This is a genomic window from Stenotrophomonas sp. YJH_SMC_91 (genome assembly GCF_059368495.1).
Genome location: NZ_JCAFRT010000002.1, coordinates 129698 through 149830, shown reverse-complemented (window position 1 = coordinate 149830; position 20133 = coordinate 129698). Strand labels below are relative to the sequence as shown.

At 68.4% G+C, this 20133-nt stretch carries 18 protein-coding genes; 11 read left to right on the top strand and 7 right to left on the bottom strand.

Annotation, left to right across the window (positions count from 1 at the left end; translation table 11 throughout):
- Positions 1-59: 59 nt before the first annotated feature.
- Positions 60-509, bottom strand: a complete 450-nt coding sequence (locus AC5P5X_RS04270) for a GNAT family N-acetyltransferase (protein WP_005409954.1) — start codon at positions 507-509, stop codon at positions 60-62.
- 66 nt (positions 510-575) lie between these two features.
- Here AC5P5X_RS04270 and AC5P5X_RS04265 point away from each other — a divergent pair, with 66 nt between their 5' ends.
- The 10 genes from AC5P5X_RS04265 to AC5P5X_RS04220 all read left to right on the top strand — a co-directional run bounded on the left by AC5P5X_RS04265 (position 576) and on the right by AC5P5X_RS04220 (position 12238).
- Positions 576-1511, top strand: coding sequence for a TIGR03571 family LLM class oxidoreductase (locus AC5P5X_RS04265; protein ID WP_111189332.1), 936 nt, complete (start codon positions 576-578; stop codon positions 1509-1511).
- Between the two features lie 121 nt (positions 1512-1632).
- A complete protein-coding gene (locus AC5P5X_RS04260) occupies positions 1633-1944 on the top strand; it encodes a DUF3817 domain-containing protein (RefSeq protein WP_005413704.1) in 312 nt (103 codons plus the stop codon).
- A gap of 153 nt (positions 1945-2097) precedes the next feature.
- Entirely contained in the window at positions 2098-3294 is a 1197-nt protein-coding gene (locus AC5P5X_RS04255; RefSeq protein ID WP_111189331.1) for an MFS transporter, read from the top strand.
- Entirely contained in the window at positions 3291-4484 is a 1194-nt protein-coding gene (locus AC5P5X_RS04250) for an isochorismate synthase (protein WP_111189330.1), read from the top strand. Before AC5P5X_RS04255 ends, AC5P5X_RS04250 begins: the two co-directional genes overlap by 4 nt.
- Positions 4481-6133, top strand: a complete 1653-nt coding sequence (locus tag AC5P5X_RS04245) for a (2,3-dihydroxybenzoyl)adenylate synthase (RefSeq protein WP_111189329.1) — start codon at positions 4481-4483, stop codon at positions 6131-6133. Before AC5P5X_RS04250 ends, AC5P5X_RS04245 begins: the two co-directional genes overlap by 4 nt.
- A complete protein-coding gene (locus AC5P5X_RS04240; protein WP_111189328.1) occupies positions 6133-6765 on the top strand; it encodes an isochorismatase family protein in 633 nt (210 codons plus the stop codon). The genes AC5P5X_RS04245 and AC5P5X_RS04240 overlap by 1 nt, the downstream gene beginning before the upstream one ends.
- Positions 6765-7022 (top strand): phosphopantetheine-binding protein, encoded by a 258-nt coding sequence (locus tag AC5P5X_RS04235; RefSeq protein ID WP_111189327.1) that lies wholly within the window; start codon positions 6765-6767, stop codon positions 7020-7022. The genes AC5P5X_RS04240 and AC5P5X_RS04235 overlap by 1 nt, the downstream gene beginning before the upstream one ends.
- Positions 7019-10909 carry an enterobactin synthase subunit F gene (locus AC5P5X_RS04230; protein WP_111189326.1) on the top strand — a complete coding sequence of 1297 codons (3891 nt, stop codon included), beginning with the start codon at positions 7019-7021 and terminating at the stop codon, positions 10907-10909. Before AC5P5X_RS04235 ends, AC5P5X_RS04230 begins: the two co-directional genes overlap by 4 nt.
- A complete protein-coding gene (locus AC5P5X_RS04225; protein WP_111189325.1) occupies positions 10900-11658 on the top strand; it encodes a 2,3-dihydro-2,3-dihydroxybenzoate dehydrogenase in 759 nt (252 codons plus the stop codon). Before AC5P5X_RS04230 ends, AC5P5X_RS04225 begins: the two co-directional genes overlap by 10 nt.
- A 133-nt stretch (positions 11659-11791) precedes the next feature.
- The gene (locus tag AC5P5X_RS04220; RefSeq protein WP_099523706.1) at positions 11792-12238 is read left to right on the top strand and encodes an REP-associated tyrosine transposase; all 447 of its coding nucleotides are present in this window, start codon (positions 11792-11794) and stop codon (positions 12236-12238) included.
- Between the two features lie 732 nt (positions 12239-12970).
- Here AC5P5X_RS04220 and AC5P5X_RS04215 read toward each other — a convergent pair.
- From AC5P5X_RS04215 to AC5P5X_RS04200, 4 genes are read right to left on the bottom strand one after another with little or no spacing between them, the layout of a single operon-like run.
- Positions 12971-13405 (bottom strand): DUF2894 domain-containing protein, encoded by a 435-nt coding sequence (locus AC5P5X_RS04215; protein ID WP_414488583.1) that lies wholly within the window; start codon positions 13403-13405, stop codon positions 12971-12973.
- On the bottom strand, positions 13329-13967 hold the full coding sequence (locus tag AC5P5X_RS04210) for an OmpA family protein (protein ID WP_099481283.1): 639 nt from the start codon (positions 13965-13967) through the stop codon (positions 13329-13331). Before AC5P5X_RS04210 ends, AC5P5X_RS04215 begins: the two co-directional genes overlap by 77 nt.
- Positions 13964-16228, bottom strand: coding sequence for a DUF802 domain-containing protein (locus AC5P5X_RS04205; RefSeq protein WP_111189324.1), 2265 nt, complete (start codon positions 16226-16228; stop codon positions 13964-13966). The genes AC5P5X_RS04210 and AC5P5X_RS04205 overlap by 4 nt, the downstream gene beginning before the upstream one ends.
- A 10-nt stretch (positions 16229-16238) precedes the next feature.
- Positions 16239-16892, bottom strand: coding sequence for a DUF3348 family protein (locus tag AC5P5X_RS04200; RefSeq protein ID WP_049397965.1), 654 nt, complete (start codon positions 16890-16892; stop codon positions 16239-16241).
- Positions 16893-17037: 145 nt separating this feature from the next.
- On the opposite strand from AC5P5X_RS04200, the gene AC5P5X_RS04195 reads away from it, so the two are divergent.
- Positions 17038-17958: a M14 family metallopeptidase gene (locus AC5P5X_RS04195; RefSeq protein WP_005409936.1), complete on the top strand. Its 921-nt coding sequence runs from the start codon at positions 17038-17040 to the stop codon at positions 17956-17958.
- Here AC5P5X_RS04195 and AC5P5X_RS04190 read toward each other — a convergent pair.
- Positions 17862-19673, bottom strand: coding sequence for a phosphoethanolamine transferase (locus AC5P5X_RS04190; protein ID WP_111189323.1), 1812 nt, complete (start codon positions 19671-19673; stop codon positions 17862-17864). The genes AC5P5X_RS04195 and AC5P5X_RS04190 overlap by 97 nt on opposite strands.
- Positions 19674-19746: 73 nt before the next feature.
- On the bottom strand, positions 19747-20133 hold the full coding sequence (locus tag AC5P5X_RS04185; RefSeq protein WP_012480499.1) for a diacylglycerol kinase: 387 nt from the start codon (positions 20131-20133) through the stop codon (positions 19747-19749).

Here is a 20133-nt window from a genome sequence, read left to right as displayed (position 1 = left end):
GGCGTGCTGCAGGGCATGACGCCCACCGGGCATTGCCGGGCAACGCCGGGCGGATGCCTTCAGGCCGCTGCCCGCACCATCTGCTGATACACCAACCCATTGAACTCGCCGACGTCACCGTCCAGCGCAAAGCCATAGCGCAGGTAGGTCGGTACCGCATTGAGCGAGGCGCGCACGGTAAGGACCGGCTCGCGCACCTGTGGAAGCACCGCCTCGAACAAAGCATGGCCGATGCCCTGGCCCTGGCAGGCGGGATCGACGAACAGCATCGCAAGATGCCGGCCTTCCTTCAGTTCGATCACGCCGACGACGCGACCGTCCTGCTCGGCCACCAGGATGTGGTTGTCACCGTGCAGGCGCGCGCCGAACGCTTCGGCAGCGGCGACACTGCCGAAGGTGGCGATGCCGGCCGCGCTGAGCGAAGGCGCGACCGCCGCAGTGAACGCAGCCAGGCACACCGCACTGATCGCGGGCAGGTCATCGGCGTGGGCAGGGCGGATCGTCGGCATGCAGTGTTCTTCCGGTAGTGGGCGGCGCGTCATCGTTGCCGCAGGCCTGCACGCTAAGCTGGCGGCATGAGTGAGTTCAATCCTGCTTACGCTGCCTTGTTTCCGCAACAGGGTCTGAGCCTGGGCCTGATGACGCCGGTGGCGTCGCATGGGCTGGCCGATCCGCGTGAGGCGCGACGCATCGCGCGATTGGCCGATGACCTGGGCTTTGCCGCGCTGTGGACGCGTGATGTACCACTGATGGTGCCGCAGGGTCCGGACGCGACAGCAAGCGCGCTGGATGACCCGTTTCTGTGGCTGGGCATGCTGGCCGCTGCGACCGAGCGCATCGTGGTCGGCAGCGCGGCCATCGTGCTGCCATTGCGGCAGCCGCTGCAGGTGGCGAAGTCGGCCTTGAGCCTGGACCGGATCAGCGGCGGGCGCTTCGTGCTGGGCCTGGGTTCGGGTGACCGACCGGAAGAGTTCGCCGCCTTCGGCGAGGATCTGGAGGGCAGGGCGGCGACGTTCCGTGAGCGCTGGACGTTGCTGCGCGCGGCGCTGTCACCGGAGGCCGATGAGCGGACGGCCGTACTGCAGGCGACGGGTGGCTTCGACGTGCTGCCGGCGTCGGCAACCCGCATCCCGATGCTGGTGGTGGGTACCGCGCGGCAGAGCCTGCAGTGGATCGCGCGCGAGGCCGAAGGCTGGGCCACCTATCACCGCGAGGAGGCCGCGCAGGAAGGACGCATCGGCCTGTGGCAGCAGGCGCTGGTGCAGCGTGGTGGGCCAGCCAAGCCGTTCGTGCAGTCGATGCTGCTGGACCTGCAGGCCGATCCGCAGGCGCCAGCCGAGCCGCTGCCGCTGGGCCTGAAGGTCGGCCGCGATGGCCTGCGTGACTACCTGCTGCGCGTGCATGCGCAGGGCGTGGCGCACGTGATGTTCAACCTGGTCGACAACGGGCGGCCGATGGACGCGGTGCTGCGTGAGATCGGGGAGCACGTTCTGCCACACGCGCTCCGGTAGCTGTCCACCTCGGTGGGCTCCAGCGGTCGCGCACGGCTCGACTCTACATGGGGTTCGCATCTGCGTATCATTCGCATTTGATACCCCCATGCCGGAGCCCCACGTGACCCAACATTCCCCCATGCACCCGACCGGACGTCTGTTCGCCGCGGTCGCTTTCATCGAGGCCGTGACCTGGGCCGGCCTGCTCATCGGCATGTGGATGAAGTACGGCCCGATGGCCAACGTGGCGCTGGTGAAGCTGTTCGGGCCGCTGCACGGCGTGGCCTTCCTGGTCTATGTGGCAGTCACCCTGTTCGCGGCGGTGCGCCTGCGCTGGCCGTGGTGGGCCAGTGCGCTGGCGCTGCTGGCAGCCATCCCGCCGCTGGTGACGCTGCCGCTGGAGTGGTGGTTCAAGCGCCGTGGCCTGCTCGGCCTGCATGCAATGCGCTGAACCCACTGTTGCGCGCCCATTCAAGAGAATGGGTATCAAATGCAAATACGAGCCGTTATCATTTAAGGGTGGCGTCCGGTCCTGAGCAGGGCCGGTGCCGGGCGGGGTGCGCAGGCGTGCCCGGCCATCCTTTCCTGTTACGGCTGGTGTTCCATGCACGCACGTCCCGTCGTTCCCGGCTTGCCGGCGCTGGTGTTGGCTGCCCTGATCGGCACCATGGCGATGATGTCCTTCGTCGCCGTGATCGGCCCGGTGGTCCGCATGCTCGGCTTGTCCGAGTGGCATGCCGGCCTGTCGGTCACCGCCGCAGGCGTGTTGTGGATGCTGGCCGCGCGCCCCTGGGGCCAGCTCAGCGACCACATTGGGCGCAAGCGCGTGCTGATCCTGGCGATGAGTGCCTATACGGCGGTCTACATCGCACTGGCGGTGTTCATCGACGTCGCCCTGCAGGCGGTGCCGCCGGTACTGGTGTCGGTGCTGGTGCTGGTGGGCGCGCGCGGCTTGATCGGGCTGTTCTACGCGGCCGTGCCGCCCACGGCCGCTGCGCTGATTGCCGACAAGGCACCGACCGGGCAGCGCGCCAGTTTCCTCGCCCGGCTGGGCAGTGCCAACGCGCTGGGCATGGTACTGGGTCCGGCCGCTGCCGGCTGGCTGGCCTATACCAATCTTTCGCTGGCGCTGTACGTGGCCGCGTTGCTGCCGTTGCTGGCACTGGCATTGCTGGCCTGGCGGCTGCCGGCTACACCACCGGTGGTGGGCGCGTCCGCACAGCGCCGCACGCCGATGAGCCGCCTCGACTCGCGGTTGCGCCTGCCGCAGTTGGCGGCGTTCATCGCGATGGTCTCGGTGACCATCGCGCAGGTCACGGTCGGCTTCTTCGCGATTGATCGCCTGGGCCTGGATGCCGCTGCCGGTGCACGCATGGCAGGCATCGCCCTGACCGCGGTCGGTGTCGGCCTGATCCTGGCGCAGGCGCTGGTGATGAAGCTGGAGGTCCATCCACGCCGCTGGATCGTCCTTGGCGCCCTGATTTCCGGCATTGGCTTTGCTTCGGTGGCGGGCGTGCAGCAGGGCTGGCAGTTGCCGGCGGCGTACGCGTTGGCCGCGTTTGGCATGGGCTTCGTATTCCCCTCGTTCCAGGCGCTGGCCGCCGATGCGGTGGAGGCGCACGAGCAGGGCGCCGCCGCCGGCACCGTCGCTGCCGCGCAGGGGCTGGGCATGGTGGCCGGGCCGATGCTCGGCACGCTGTTGTATCGCGGCGGGCCGAGCCTGCCTTACCTGCTGGTCGGTGCGCTGCTGCTGTTGCTGTGCGCGCTGGCTGCAGCGCATCGGACGAAGGAGACCCCATGAACGATTCCCTGATGCAGGGCGCGTGGCCGGAGGCTGCGCCAGCGTCACTGGACAGCACCGACGACGCGTCGCTGTTCCTGCTGCAGCATGCCGGCCAGCACGTGCATGCACGCGGCTGCCGCGCCACGCTGCCGGCCGGTGCACTGGCGACATTGGCAGAACGCGTCTCGGCGTTCTTTGCCCGGCAGCGTGGCGGCCCGGGCCTGCTGGTTGGCGCAGTGCCGTTCGAACCGCGTGCGGACGATGCGCTATTCCAGCCCGAGCGCCTGCTGCCGGCACTGGCACTGCAGCCGCAGGCCGCACCGCCGCTGGACGGTTCCCTGAAGGCCGAGCCTGCGCCGCAGGACTATGCGTCAGCGGTTGCCGCGGCGGTGCAGGTACTGCGCGCGCCCGAACTGAACCTCCAGAAGGTGGTGCTGGCGCGCAGCCTGCTGGCACGCACGCGGCAGTCACTTTCCCCGGAGGTGCTGCTGGCACGCCTGGGCGCGGATCCTTCGGTGGCGACCTATGCGGTTCCGCTGCCGGTGGAGCTGGGCCAGGCGCCGGCCTGGCTGGTGGGGGCGACGCCGGAACTGCTGCTGCGCAAGCGCGGCGCCGAGCTGTTGTCGCATCCGCTGGCCGGTTCCGCGCGGCGCAGCGCTGATGCCGCCGAGGACGAGCGTGCGGCGCAGGCGCTGCTGGCCTCGACCAAGGACCACGACGAGCACCGCCACGTGGTCGAAGCCATCGTCGAGGGCCTGGCACCGTACTGCAGCCACATCGATGCGCAGCCGCGCCCGGTGCTGCATGCCACCGCCAGCATGTGGCACCTGGGCACCCGCATCCACGCCACCCTGAAGGATCCGCAGACGTCTGCCGCCGAACTGCTGGCGCAGCTGCACCCCACGCCGGCAGTCTGCGGTACGCCACGGTTGGCGGCGCTGCAGCGCATCCGCGAGCTGGAACCGGTGCCGCGCGGCTTCTACGCCGGTGCCGTGGGCTGGTTGGACGCGCAGGGTGACGGCGACTGGTACGTGGCGATCCGCTGCGCGCGCCTGCAGGGCACGCAGCTGCGCCTGTATGCCGGTGCCGGCATCGTCGCCGAGTCACACCCCGAGGCCGAGGTGGCCGAAACCGCAGCGAAGTTCGCTGCCCTGTTGAACGCGCTGGGTGTCCATGAATCCGCGCCCGCCATCGAGCCTGCCGCATGAGTACCTCCACTGACTCTTCCCGCCTGCCGCTGCAGCAGGTGTGGCCCGACACGCTGGTGGCGCGCTATCGCGACGCCGGTCACTGGCGTGGCGAGACCTTCCCGGGTTTCCTTCGCGAGCGTGCAGAACGCTATGCCGATGACATCGCGGTGGTCGCCGGCGACGTACGCCTGAGCTATGCGCAGCTGTGGCATGAGGCAGGCCGCATCGGTGCGGGCCTGCTGGCGCTCGGCCTGCAGCCTGGCGAACGGGTGCTGGTGCAGCTGGGCAATACCGCCGGGTTCATCACCACCGTCTGCGGCCTGTTCCGCGCCGGCCTGGTGCCGGTGTATGCGTTGCCGGCGCACCGCATCACCGAGCTGGTCCACTTCGCCAACAAGGCGGAAGCCAGTGCCTACATCACCACCACACTGCACGATGGCTTCGATCATCGCGGGTTGGCAAGGGCGCTGCAGGCCGAAGTGCCGGCGGTTAGCCATGTGGTGATCGACGGCGATGCGGCGGAATTCATCGCGCTGGAGGCACTGCAGGGCGATCGCAGCCAGCTGCCGTCCGATCCGGACCCGCAGTCGGTGGCGTTCCTGCAGATATCCGGAGGCAGCACCGGGCTGTCCAAGCTGATTCCGCGTACCCACGACGACTACATCTACTCGTTCCGCGCCAGCAATGACCTCTGCGGCATCGACCGCGACAGCGTCTATCTGGTCGCGCTGCCGGCCGCGCACAATTTCCCGATGAGTTCGCCGGGCTTCTTCGGCGCACTGTATGCCGGCGCCCGCGTGGTGCTCAGTCCCGGCCCCGGTCCGGATGCGGCCTTCCCGCTGATCGCCCGCGAGCAGGTGACCTGCTGCGGGCTGGTGCCGCCGCTGGCGTTGCTGTGGGCACAGGCCGCCGCCACCAGCAAGCATGACCTGTCCAGCCTGCAGGTACTGCAGGTAGGCGGCGCCAAACTGGTGCCGGAAGCCGCACGACGGGTGATCGATGGCCTTGGCTGCACGCTGCAGCAGGTGTTCGGCATGGCCGAAGGCCTGGTCAACTACACACGGCTGGATGACCCGGAGGAACTGATCGTGGCCTGCCAGGGCAGGCCGATCAGTCCGGATGATGAAGTGCGCGTGGTCGATGATCACGACCAGCCGGTGGCCGAAGGCGAGGTAGGGCATCTGCTCACCCGTGGGCCGTACACCATCCGCGGCTACCACAACGACGCGGTGGCCAATGCGCGCTCGTTCACCGATGACGGCTTCTATCGTACCGGTGACCGTGTGCAGCAGCTGCCCGGAGGCTACCTGGTGGTGCAGGGCCGCGCCGGTGACCACATCAACCGTGCCGGCGAGAAGATCTCCGCCGAAGAGATCGAAGATCACCTGCTGGCCCACCCCGGTGTGTTCGATGCGGCCGTGGTCTCCATTCCCGACGAGTACCTGGGCGAGCGCAGCTGTGCCTTCGTGATTCCGCAGGGCGAGCCGATCAAGGCGCCGGCGCTGAAGTCCTGGATGCGCGGGCGCGGCCTGGCGGCGTTCAAGGTGCCCGACCAGGTCGTGTTCGTCGACAGTTTCGATACCACCGCGGTCGGCAAGATCAGCCGCCGCGAACTGCGCGCGCAGTTGCGTGCGCGTCATCTGCAACAGACAGGAGGAACGCGCTGATGGCGCTGCCCCGTATCACCGATTACCCCTTGCCGACCGCCGCCGAACTGCCGCAGGCACGCGGCCCGTGGCGCCCGCAGCGCGATCGTGTCGCCTTGCTGGTGCACGACATGCAGCGCTACTTCCTGGCCGCATTCGACGCCGGCAATGTACCGCTGCGGCCGGCCGTGGACAACATCGCACGCCTGCTGGCGCATTGCCGCGCGCACGGTATTCCGGTGTTCTACACCGCCCAGCATGGCGACCAGGACCGCCGTGACCGTGGCCTGCAGGCCGACCTGTGGGGACCGGGCATGCGCCGCAGTGCCGACCACGAACCGATCATCGAAGCACTGGCACCGCAGCCGGGCGAGCACGTGCTGGTGAAGCATCGCTACAGCGCATTCCAGCGCAGCAACCTGGAAACGCTGATGCGGGTGCGTGGACGCGACCAGCTGCTGGTGACCGGCGTTTACGCCCATATCGGCTGCACCGCGACCGTGGTCGAAGCCTTCCAGCGTGATATCGAGGCCTTCATCGCCGCCGATGCGGTGGCGGACTTCTCGCGCGCCGACCACGATCAGGCGCTGCACTGGATTGCGCGCACCTGTGGTGTGCCGATGACCACCGACCAGCTGCTGGAGGTGCTGTGATGGCAGCCACCGGTGAGGTGCTGGATCTGGAGCGGATGCGTGCCGATGTGGCGCGCGTGCTGGAGTGCACGCCGGCCGAGATCGGTGACGACGACAACCTGATCGACCTGGATCTGGATTCGATGCGCATGCTCGGCCTGGTCCTGGCCTGGGGCAACACCGGCCTGCCGCTGGAGTTCTCGCAGTTGGCCGAATACACCACGCTGCGCCAGTGGTGGAACGTGGTGCAGACGCTGCAGGCCGCGCAGAACGCATGAACGCCGTCGCGCTGGCCACGCCGGTGGCATTGACCGAGGCCCAGGCTGGACTGTGGTTCGCACAGCGGTTGGCACCGGACAACCCGTCATTCAATACCGCGCACGCGGTGTGGATCGACGGCCCGCTGGACGTGACCGCGTTCGTCGCAGCGGCAGACCAGGCTGCGGGCGAGGCCGAGGCCTTTGCACTGCGCTTTGCCGAAGGGGCCGATGGCCAGCCGCTGCAGTGGCATGACCCGGCACACGTGCCGCTGCTTTCGGTGCGTGATGTTTCCGCCGAGGCGGACGCTGCTGCTGCGGCACGCAGCCTGATGCACGCCGACCGGATGAGCCCGGTCGACCCCACCCGCGACCGGATCAGCCAGCAGGTGCTGCTTGAGCTGGGCGGGCAGCGCTGGGTCTGGTACCTGCGGGTGCATCATCTGGCGGCTGATGGCTATGGCATGGCGCTGTTCACCGATCGCGTGTGCGCGTTGTACGCCGGCCGCATGGGTGAGCCACTGCCGGGGCTGGCGGGCGTGCTGGCCGATGATGCCGCTTATCGTGCCGATCCGCGCCGCGCGCTGGCCGGGCAGTGGTGGCGTGAGCACATGCAGGGCGCACCGGCAGGCGTGGGCCTGGCCGGCACGCTCGCGGCCAGTGACGACGCGCTGCGCTGGGTGCAGCCGCTCGATGCGGCCTTCCGTGAGCAGCTGCTGCAGGCCTCGGTGCGTTGGCTGCAGCCCTGGCCGGATGTGCTGGCCGCGTTGTCGGCCGAGTACCTGCGGCGGATGAGCGCGGCCGATGAAGTGGTGCTGGGCGTGCCCTACATGGGGCGGCTCGGCAACGCGTCGGCGCGGGTGCCGGCGATGGTGATGAATGTGTTGCCGCTGCGCGTAGCGGCCGGCGAGGGCAGCGTCGAGGCCTTCACCCGCGGCCTGGGCCGGAAGCTCAGCCAGGGGCGCAAGCACGGCCGTTACCGCGGTGAGCAGCTGCGCCGGGACCTGGGCCTGGTCGGCGCGCAGCAGCGCCTGCACGGTCCGCTGGTGAATGTGCAGCCGTTCTACAAGGCGTTGACGCTGGCCGACGTGCAGGCGACGCTGCAGGTGCTGTGCACCGGGCCGGTGGATGACCTGACGCTGGGCTTCCGTGGCGATGGCCAGGCGCTGCTGGATGTGGAGATCGAGGCCAATCCCGCGCTGTACAGTCGCGAGGATGTCGAGGCGCACGCGGCGCGGCTGCTGCATTTCGTATCGGCGGCGCTGCAGGCTGACGATATCGCAGCCGTGCCCCTGGCGACGCCCAAGGAGGCGCAGCAGGTGCTGCAGGAATTCAATGCCACCGCGCACGCGCTGCCGGAGACGACCCTGGTCGAGCTGCTGCAGCAGGGCATGGATCGGGACCCACACGCGCCTGCGCTGGTGTTCGGCGACGCTGCTTTGGATTACGCAACGCTGGAAGCGCGCAGTTTCGCGCTGGCGGCGCAGCTGCGGGCGATGGATGTCGGCCCGGGCCGCGTGGTGGCGGTGGCATTGCCGCGCTCGCTGGAGCTGGTGATCGCGCTGGTCGCAGTGCTGCGTGCAGGCGCGGCCTACCTGCCGCTGGACCTTGCCCATCCCGACGAGCGCCTTGCGCGTATTCTCGCCTCGGCGCAGCCGGTGTGCGTACTGGCTGCGTCCGAGGTTTCGGCGCGCATGGCTGGCGTACCGATGCTCGCGCCGGAACAGTGGACCGCGCTGAGCTTCGCCGCGCCGTGGGCCGATCCGGCGCCCAGCGATGCGGCCTATGTGATCTACACCTCCGGTTCGACCGGCGAGCCGAAGGGCGTGGTCATCGAACACCGTGCCATCGTCAACCGCCTGCTGTGGATGCGCGAGCACTACGGCATCCGCACCGATGACCGCGTGCTGCAGAAGACCCCGGCAACCTTCGATGTCTCGGTCTGGGAGTTCTTCCTGCCGCTGCTGTGTGGAGCCACGCTGGTGGTCGCCGGGCCGGACGCGCATCGTGATCCTACCGAACTGGCGCGCTTGATCCGTGGGCATGGCATCACCACGGCGCATTTCGTGCCGTCGATGCTCGATGCCTTCCTCGCCTCACCAGCCTCCGAGGGCCTGCAGCTGCGCCGCGTGTTCACCAGTGGCGAAGCGCTGGATGCCGCGTTGCGCGACCGCTTCCACGCGCGTGTGCACGCAGAACTGCATAACCTGTATGGCCCGACCGAAGCTGCGGTGGATGTCAGCTACTGGCCGGCGTCGGCGCAGGATCGCTCGCGGCCGGTGCCGATCGGGTTCCCGGTCTGGAACACCCGCCTGTACGTGCTGGACGCCCGGATGCAGCCGGTGCCGGTCGGTGTGGCCGGTGACCTGTACCTGGGTGGCGTACAACTGGCACGTGGCTATCTGGGTCGCGATGACCTGACCGCCGAACGCTTCCTGGCCGATCCTTTCCTGGCGGGCGAGCGCATCTACCGCACCGGCGACGTGGCGCGCTGGCGCCGCGATGGTGCGGTGGAGTATCTGGGCCGCAGCGACCATCAGGTGAAACTGCGCGGCCTGCGCATCGAGCTGGGCGAGATCGAGGCGGCACTGCGCGAGCTGCCTGGCATGGAGCGGGTGGAAGTGCTGCTGCGCCAGGACGCGCCGGGTGATGCCCGGCTGGTGGCCTATGTGCCAGCGGCGCTTGCCGATGCCGTGACGCTGCGCAGCCACCTGGCCACGCGCGTGCCGGACTATATGGTGCCCTCGGCATTCGTCGGCGTGGACCACTGGCCGGTGACCGCCAACGGCAAGCTCGACCGCAACGCGTTGCCGAAACCAACACAATTTGAAATTGCCGGCTTGGCGCCGCGCACTCCGTTGGAACAGGAACTGGCGTTGCTGTTTGCCCAGGCACTCGGGCGTGAAGTGCCAGTTGCGGTGGATGCGGATTTCTTCAGTCTCGGCGGTGACTCGCTGTCGGCGGTGCACCTGCTGCTGGCCATCGAGCAGCGCTGGCGCTGCGATCTGGGTCTGGGTGCCTTGTTCGCGCAGCCCACCGTGGCCGCGCTGGCGGTTCGCATTGCCGAGCCGCCCGCGCTGGCCGATCACGCGTTGGGGCCAGTGATCGCGCTGGCCGCGACCGACGCTGCCGGGCCCACGCCGCTGTTCGTGCTGCATCCGGCCGGTGGCATCGCCTGGAACTACCGCACCCTGGCCCGGGCACTGCAGCCGGCACGCCCGGTGTATGGCCTGCAGTCGCCGGCACTGGATGCGCGGCAGCCGCTGCCGAGCAGCATCGAGGCGATGGCCAACGACTACGTGCAGCGCGTGGTCGCATTGCAGCCGAAGGGGCCGGTGCATCTGCTGGGCTGGTCGGTGGGTGGCATCCTCGCCCAGGCGATGGCGGTGCGCCTGCATGAGATCGGCCGCGAGGTCGGCGAGCTGGTGCTTCTGGACGCTTATCCCAGCGAGTGCTGGCGGGCCGAGCCGGAACCCGATGCCATCGCTGCATTGCGGGCACTGCTGGCGATTGCCGGCCACGATCCGGATGCGCATCCGGAACTGGACAGCCGTGAACGCATTCTGGCGTTCCTGCGACGTGGCGGTAGTGCACTCGGCAGCCTGCCGGATGTGGTGCTCGATGGCGTGGTGCGCGCGGTGACCGGCACCAATCGACTGATCCGCGAACACATCCACCAACCGTTCGATGGCACGCTGGTGCACGTCCGCGCGGGCCGGGATCACCAGGCGCGACCACAGCTGCAGTCGGCGTTGTGGCGGACCCACGCGCGCAAGGTGCAGGCCTTGGAACTGCCGTTCCTGCACGCCGAGCTGACCGGCCGCGATGCGGTGGCGCAGCTGGCGCCGTGGTTGTCGGCGCGGTTGCGCCAATGGGACGAGCAACAGGAGATCGCAACATGCAGTTGACCGGTTTTGAAGGCCGCGTGGCGTTGGTGACCGGTGCCGCCGGCGGCATCGGCGAGGCACTGGTACGGCTGTTGGTCGAGGCCGGCTGCACGGTGGTGGCGACCGATCGTGAGGCGCCACACGTGGCCGATACGCGGGTCAGGTCGTTCGCACTCGACGTGACCGACAGCGCAGCGGTGGACGCCCTGGTGGATCGTGTGGAAGCCGGCATCGGGCCCATTGGCCTTGCCTCCAACGTGGCGGGTGTTCTGCATGTGGGAGCTGTTGCGGAGACCACCGATACCGATTGGCGCCGGGTGTTCGCGGTCAACGCCGATGGCGTGTTCCACGTTGGGCGTGCGCTGGCGCGGGTGATGTCACCGCGTGGCCAGGGCGCGATCGTCACCGTCAGCTCGAATGCGGCCGGTGTGCCGCGGCATGGCATGGCGGCGTATGCCGCGTCCAAGGCCGCCGCCACCATGTTCACCCGCTGCCTCGGGCTGGAGCTGGCGCCGCTGGGCATCCGCTGCAACATCGTCGCCCCGGGGTCCACGTTGACCCCGATGCAGACCGGCATGTGGCAGGACGAGCGCGGTGCCGAGCGGGTAATCGCCGGCAGCCTGGAGACCTACAAGGCCGGCATTCCACTGCGCAAGCTGGCCACCCCCGAGGACATTGCGCACTCAGTGATGTTCCTGCTCTCGGAACAGGCCGGGCACGTGGCGATGAGCGACCTGTACGTGGACGGCGGCGCCACCCTGCGCGCCTGAGCCCCGACCGCCGCCTGCCGGCAATGGTAGTGCCGGCCGCTGGCCGGCAACCTCATTCAACTTCAGACATCTCCCAACCTCCATCGAGGCATGGCCCGACAGCCAACGCCCAATGATCGACCCACCATGGCGCATGAGCAGCCATCGCCTCCGCCTGGGCCGTCACTCGATCATCGGCCAGTCCTACGTTCTGACAACCACGACACACCAGCGCCGCCGGCTCTTTGAAAGCGAAGCTGCAGCAGCATGTGTAATCGACCAGTTCCACTACATCGAACAGCGCGGGCTCGTAAAGTCACACGCATGGGTCGTCATGCCGGATCACGTCCACTGGATGTTCGAGCTGCGCGCAGCTCACCTTCCCGACATCGCGCGCCGGATGAAATCGTCGAGCGCGCTTGCGCTGAATCGCCTGGTGGGGCGTCGATGTACGGTCTGGCAGTCTGGCTACTTTGATCATGCCGTGAGGGCCGAGGAGTCGCTGGCGCAGCAAGCGCTGTACACCCTGGGGAATCCGGTGCGCGCCGGTCTTGCTGGGCAGATTGGCGAGTATCCGTATGCATGGTCGGTCTGGTTGTGATGCCGGCCAGCGGCCGGCACTACCAGTGAATGTTCAGCGCAGCCATTCGCTGTTCAGCGCCGCTTGCGCGCGCCTCGGCCGTGGTCGGCCTGGTTGTGATGCAGGCCAGCGGCCGGCACTACCACAGCAAAGGCGAAGCGCAGCGCAGCTCAGATTGCGTTCCGGCGCACAGAGCACCCTCGACGGTAGTGCCGGCCGCTGGCCGGCAACCCCATGACCCACGCGGAGATGCATAGCTGCCGGCCAGCGGCCGGCGCTACCACAGCAAAGGCGAAGCGCAGCGCAGATTGCGTTCCGGCGCACAGAGCAGCCTCGATGGTAGTGCCGGCCGCTGGCCGGCAACCCCATGACACGCGCGAAGATGCATAACTGCCGGCCAGCGGCCGGCACTACCAGTCAATGTTCAGCACGGCCATTCGCTGTTCAGCGCCGCTTGCGCGCGCCTCGGCCGTGGTCGGTCCGGTTTGATGTCGGCCAGCGGCCGGCACTACCACAGCAGAGGCGAAGCGCAGCGCAGATTGCGTTCCGGCGCACAGAGCACCCTCGATGGTAGTGCCGGCCGCTGGCCGGCAACCCCATGACCCGCGCGAAGATGCATAGCTGCCGGCCAGCGGCCGGCACTACCAGTCAATGTTCAGCGCGGCCATTCGCTGTTCAGCGCCGCTTGCGCGCGCTTCGGCCGTGGTCGGTCCGGTTTGATGCCGGCCAGCGGCCGGCATTACCAATTGGTGTTCAGCGCGGCTTGCGTGTCCGCTTCGGCTTCGCGGTATCTGCACCGCTGGCGGCGCCGTCCTGCAGCGCCTGCAGCCACGACAACGTATCCACATAGTCGATGAAGTGCCGCAGGTAGCCGGGGCTGGTGGCCTGCATCGTGTCCAGCATGCGCTGCACCAGCACCGCCGAGTTCAGCGGGCCGCCGTCGGCCGGGGCCTCGGTGCGCAGTGAGCGGCGCACCTGCAGTTCGCTGCGCAGCTCCGACCACTCGCGCTGCACCTGCTGCAGCATCGGCACCTGCGGGTAATGCGGCAGCGAGCGCGACCCCGCATCGAGGTCGCGCACCAGTGCGCGCAGGCCTTCCAGCGCTGGCGGCTTACTTGGCATGCGGGGCCTTGGGCTTGGGAATCGGCGCGATTTCCACGCGGCGGTTGCGTGCGCGGCCTTCCTCATTGGCATTGGAACTGACCGGCTGCTCGCTGCCGAACGCGGCGGCGAACACGGCGTCAGCCGGTACGCCATCGGCGATCAGGGTGCGGGTCACGGTCAGCGAGCGCTGCGCGGACAGCTCCCAGTTGTCGGCGAAACGCCGGTTGCCTTCGCGTACCGGCGCGTCATCGGTGAAGCCGCTGACCATCAGGATTTCTTCGCGGCTGCCCAGGTAGGCGGCCAGCGGCGCGGCCAGGCTGCGCAGCAGCTCCTGGCCTTCCGGCTGCAGCTGGTCGGAGTTCAGCGCGAACAGCACGCTGCCGCTGATGCCGATGCGTCCATCGACCAGGGTCACGCGACCGGCGGCCAGCGGGCCAGCCAGTGCCTGCTCCAGTGTCTGCAGGCGCTTGGCTTCGGCCTGGCGCTGCTTCACTTCCTGGTCCAGCCGCTGCGACAGCTCCAGCTGCACCGCGACCACACCGACCAGTATCAGCACGAACGCGCCCAGCAGCACCGACATCAGGTCGCCGAAGGCGGCCCAGATCGGGGCATGCGAGCCGCCATCGACCTCCAGCTCGTCGCTCATGCGCTGCCGGCCTTGCCGCGGCGCGCGGCCAGCTGCTGCAGTTCTTCCATCACCTGCTTCTGCGACAGCAGGCTGAGGTCGACCACCTCGCGCGCCTGCGCCACGTAGTAGGCCAGCTGCTCGTCGCTGCGGGCCAGCGAGGCGTCCAGTGCGCCGCCAATCTGTTCCAGGCGGCCGGACAGCTCGGTGGAGGCGCTGCCGAACTGCGCGACCGCTTCGCCGAAGCTGCTGGCCAGCTGTCCGACGTCGCCCGCGCTGCCGTGGAGCGCTGCGGCAATGCCATCCAGCTTGCCGGTCTCGGCGGCGATATGGTCGGTGAAGCGGTTGCCGACGCGTTCCAGTAGCTCGGCCGAGCCACCGACCAGTGCGTCCACAGCGGTGCGCTGTTCGTGCGAGGCGTGGTTGATCGCATCCAGCAGGGTCTGCACGGTGGCCAGCAGGCGTCCGCGTTCCTCCAGCATCGCGTTGTCACGCACCAGGCTCTCGGACAGCGTACTGCGCAGCTCGTTGATGACGTCGGCAGCGGCCTTGGGCGCGGCGGCGGCGGTCTGCAGCAGGGTGGACACTTCGGCCAGCGTGGCGCTGGCCTGTGCGCGACCGTTCTCGCCGATCTGCTGTGCGGTCTCCGCCAGCGTGTCGCAGACGCGCTGCTGCTGCGCGGCCAGGCGTTCGCCATTGGCCTGCAGGCGCTCGGCCAGCTCGGTGGAAACGTGCTGCAGAGCATCGCTCCAGCGCTGCAGGCGCTGTTCGTCGCCGGCCTGCAACTGCGCCTGCAGGGCGGCGTGGGCCTGCTGCAACTCGGCGCTGACCGCGTCCCAGCGCGCCTGGCGCTGCTGCTCGCGGCTGTCCAGGCTGGCCTGCAGTTCGGCGTGCGCGGTCGCGGCGGTGGCCTGCGCTGCCTGCCACTGCTGCGAACGCTGCAGTTCGTGGTCCTGCAGCAGCGACTGGCTGGCGCTGTGCTGCTGCTCCAGTGCCTGCAGCAGCGCCTGCGCACGCGCGTCCAGATGCTCGCTGGCGGCGATCAACGCCTGCTGCTGGCGCTCGACCAGCGCGCTGTTCAGGGCCTGCTGCTGTTCGGCGGCAGCACGCAAGGCCTCCGCATTGTCCTGTGCATCGGCCTGCAGGCGCTCGCCGATACGTGTGACCAGCGCTTCGGCATGCGTGGCCTGGCCATCGCTGAAGGCCTGCAGGTGCTGGCGCAGGTCGCTCACCAGTGCCTGCTGTGCCTGGGTCTGTTCACTCACCACCTTGGCCCAGCTGGCCTCGGTTGCGACGCGGCTGCGCTCGAAACCGTCGCTCAGGCCGGTCAGCTGCTGCTGCACGGCCTGCTCGACGCGGGCATGCAGTGCTTCGCCGTGATGGGCCAGGCCAGCCAGGGTGGTCTCGGCCATCGGCTGCAGCGCGCCACCGATGGCGGCGGCGCTGGCTTCAGCCCCTTCGCGCAGCGACTGCTGCAGCGAGACCGCCAGGCGTTCCTGCAGTGCCTGGCTCTGGGTCAGGAACTCGGCCTGGCCGGCCAGCAGGCGCTCATTGGCGGCCGCACTGTGCTGTTCAAAGGTGCTGGTCATCGCCTGCAGGCGGTCGACCAGCGCCGGCAGCGCCGCGGACTGTGCCTGCAGCAGGCGCAGCGACTCGGCGCGCTGCCAGGCCTGCGAGTACGGATGCAGGTCGCCGGAAATGGCGCGATCCAGCTGCTGCACGGCCTGCAGGCGGTCACGACGCAGCAGCGCCGCCAGCAGGCCGAGCATGGCCGAGCTGGCCACACCGGCGATCGAGGTGCCGAATGCCACCGCCAGGCCCTGCACCGGCGAAGCCAGCGAGCCGCGGATCGCGGCCATGTCGGTCGCGCTCTGCAGGGCCAGTCCGGTGCCACGCAGCGTGTCCATCATGCCCAGCAGGGTGCCGAGCATGCCCAGCAGCACCAGCAGGCCGACCAGGTAAGGGGTCAGCACCGGAGCGGGCAGGGCGGTACGCTCGCCTTCCACGCGCAGGCGCACGGCGTTGCGCAGGCCTGCCGGTACGCGCTCCAGCCAGGGAGCGAGGCTCTCCTTCGCGCTGGACAGGTCGTTCAGTGCGCTGCGCAGGCCGTTGCTGGCCTGGCGGTAGCGGTACAGCTCCACGCCACCGGCGATGTAGCAGGCCGCGATGATCGCCGCCACCGCTGCACCCAGCGGATGCACCGAAACATAGCCAATGCCGATCCAGCACACGGCCAGCAGGCCGACAAGGAAAACAACGACATGGAAAGCAGTTCTGGACATGGTGTTCCGGTCAGTGGGAGCGCAGGGCGTCTTGCAGCCCTTCGATCGGGTGGAAGCGCAGCTGCAGCTCGGCGAGCAGCAGGGTGCGCATGTCATGGCGGAAGGCCGCGCGCCAGCCGGGCTGGCCGTGCACGCGTTCAAAACGGGCGCCGAGCACGGCCGGCGCAGTGGCCAGCAGGCTGTGCTCGCGCGGGGTGAGGGTCTGTTCCATCACCGCATCGACCTCGGCCAGCCGCGCCAGCTCGGGCGAAACCTGCACCAGCTGGTCGCGCAGGCGGCCGCGCAGGCGCCCGGTGGCGGTCTGGATGGCCTGCTGCAGTACCCGGTAGCGCTGGCGCAGCGAGGCGAAGTTGGGTGCAGCGGCGGCTTCGGCCAGGTCCAGCAGGCGCTCGGCCTCGGCGTCCTCACTGATCGAGGCCAGCAGGCTGGTGTGCGCCTGGACGCAGTCGGCCAGCACATCCTCGACGGCTTCGGCGGCTTCACCGGGCTCGGGCAGGCGTCCGCCGAGCGCCCCGGACAGGGCCACGGCACGGCTCCAGTCCACCCACTGGCCGAGCCGATCGGTCAGGGCGGGACTGCTGGCCGGCATCGCGCCGTCGCTGAGACGGGCGAGCAGGCGGAGGAACTCCGGTCCACCCAGGACCGGCTGCGCTGCGTTCGCCATCAAGGGGTGAGGGGCCAAAAACCGTTGATTTTACAACCAGATGACCCGGCCTGGATGAAGGCGGGGCCGGGGGAGGGGACCCGCAGGCGCGACAAGGCTTAGAATGACCGGCTGCACCCATCCCGTTCGACCCCTGGAGTACCCAATGACTGTTGCGCAGTTCTACCCGATCGGCACCCCCGGACAGCCCTGGGGCGACGCGGAACGCGCACAGTGGCGGGCCCGCCAGCAGCGCCAGCGCAGCTATCACGACGACGTGGTGGCCGCGCTCGAGCGCCTGGACGACAGCTTCGATGTGATCCAGTACGGCCAGTTGGACTATGCGCCGGACCATTACCCGCTGTTCGCCGTGGTCAACCACGACTGGAACCCGGCGCTGCCGACCGCACTGATCACTGGTGGTGTGCATGGCTACGAGACCAGCGGCGTGCATGGCGCCCTGCAGTTCCTGGAACAGCAGGCTGAGCGTTACCTGGGCCGGCTGAACCTGATCGTGGCACCGTGCGTCAGCCCGTGGGGCTACGAGCGCATCCAGCGCTGGAACCCGGATGCCATCGACCCCAACCGCAGCTTCCGTGACGGCGGCCAGATCGAGGAAGCGGCCGCGCTGATGGCCTGGGTGGCCGAGCGCAAACCGAACCTGCTGGTGCACCTGGACCTGCACGAGACCACCGACAGCGACCTGCACGAGTTCGATCCGGCGCGCTGCGCCCGCGATGGCAAGCCGTTCGAGCGCGACACCATTCCGGATGGCTTCTACGTGATCGGCAACAGCGAAGACCCGCAGGCCGAGTTCCAGAAGGCCCTGATCGCTGCGGTCGCGCCAGTCACCCATATCGCCCCGGCCGACGCCGAGGGCAACCTGGTCGGCCTGCCGCTGCAGTCGCCGGGCGTGGTGTGGGGTGAGTCGCGCTCGATCGGCGCCTGCGCCGGCTTCACCGACGCGCGCTTTGCCACCACCACCGAGGTCTACCCGGACAGCCCGCGCACCAACCCGCAGGAATGCAACGACGCCCAGGTGGCGGCGGTGTGTGCGGGCCTGGATTTCGCCCTGGCGGCGCAGTAACGCGCCACTTTGCGGGCAGCGACCGGCATCAACCGGCGCCGTTTTCTGACCGGTAAGGCGACCACCGATGGCGTGGCCGCCGTCCGGCAACCGGCGAAGACATCCAGATCGCGTTGGTACACCGCGCTGCTGACGCCAAACAGGCCCAGCAGCGAGTGGAAAACGTTGTCGTGGCTGTATGCCCTGTGCAGGGCGTTGTCGCGCTGGCATGCCCCATCAAGGCCTGCGTTGCGGCCGAAGTCCGGTGAGAACCACATCACCATCGGCACCTGGGTCTGCTCGCGCGGGGCGATGAAGTAGGGCGTGCCGTGCAGGTACATTCCGCGTTCGCCCAGCGACTCACCATGGTCTGACACATAGATCAGTGCGACATCACGCTGGTCCGCATAACCCTGCAGCAGGTCGATGGTCTTGCCAAGCATGCGGTCGGTATGGACCAGGGTGTTGTCGTAGGTGTTGATCAGCGCCTCGTTGCTGCAACGCTGGATCTGGTTGCTGTCGCAGGTCGGACTGAATACCCGCGACTGTGCCGGGTAGCGTTCGAAGTAGGTCGGGCCGTGGCTGCCAAGCTGGTGCAGCACGACCAGGGCGTCACCGTTCATGGCGTCAATGCGTGTACCGAGCTGATGCAGCAGCACCTCGTCATAGCAGGTGCCGTCGGCATTGACACATTGGCCGGCCACCTTCAGCGCGGGCATGTCCTCGGTCGGCACGCGTTCGCACACGCCTTTGCAGCCACCGTTGTTGTTGTTGCGCCAGAGCACGCTGATGCCGGTGCGCTGCAGGATGTCGAGCACGTTCTCCTCGGTCGCTGCGCGTACATCGTCATACTGGCGGCGGGTCATCTGCGAGAACATGCACGGCACCGAGATCGCCGTTGCGGTTCCGCATGAGGAAACATCACTGAAGCTGATGACGCCTTCCTTGCGCGAGAGCCGGGGATTGGTCGCGCGTGGGTAGCCGTTGAGCTGGAAGTTCTGTGATCGCGCGGTCTCGCCGACGACCATGACCACCAGCTTCGGACGCGGGCCCGGTACGCGCCGTGCGTCCATGCCGATCGGGCGCAAGGGTTGCTGGCGGGCGCTGTAGAGGCCTTTCAGATAACCGTGGGTATGGCGCACGACATTCAACGGCAGCACCTGGTCACGGAGATAGCGGTTGTTGCGCAGCAGCGAGGAGTAGTCCTTGTAGAACGCGAAGCCGATTGCCAGCAGTACCAGCAATGACGCCAGAGCGCTGGCCGGCCACACCAGCAGCGAACGTATCGAACCGGCCCCGCTGGTGGTGCGCACCAGGGCGAGCCCGGCAGCAGGTAGCACGCCCAGCGCCAGCAGGGTCAACAGTAGTGGCAGCGACAGATAGGCGTTCAGTTCGGCCTGGTTGGTCTCGAACACGTTCTGCACCATGCTGCGATCGATCAGCACGTTGTAGTGCAGCATGAAGTAGCTGCAGGCGGCGCTGACGACAACGAGCAGCACCAGCAGCGGCCTGCGCAGGAATGGCAGTGCCAGCAGTGGCGTCAGCAACAGGTTGAACAGGCAGAACAGCACCACCGGCAGGCTGGCCAGGAACAGCACGCTGCGCACGCTGTTGAGGTCGACCAGCCCCCACAGCGTCTTCCAGAGGGCGATGTTTCCAATCGTGGTGAAGAACAGTGCGACGGCCCAGACCAGAACGATCGGATGGGGCCGTGGAAAACGGCGGCATTGACGCACGAGCAGGTTCCGTGGAGCGGGAGTGCGCGCAGTATCGAAACCGCTTTATCAGGAAGTTGTCAGGTTGGGCGGACTAGCCCAGCAGGATGAGGCCCCACACAGCACCCACCATCAACAGTGCGGTGGTCTGCGCGGCGCTGCCCATATCCTTGGCGTTCTTTGACAGCGGATGCTGTTCAAGGGAGATGCGATCAACCACCGCTTCGATCGCCGAGTTGAGCAGTTCCACCAGCAGGCTGATGAAGCAGACCGCCAGCACTATCGCGCGCTCGACCGCGCTGATGTCCAGTACGAACGCTGCAATGATCAACAGCGCGTGCAGAAGCAGCAGCTGGCGAAAGGCAGCCTCGCCGCGGAAGGTGGCGACGAAGCCATCACGCGAATGGATGAGGGTGTGGAAGATGCGGCTCAGGCCGGTCTTCCCGTGCGGGTACTTGCCGCTGTCCTTGGGGTGCTGCAT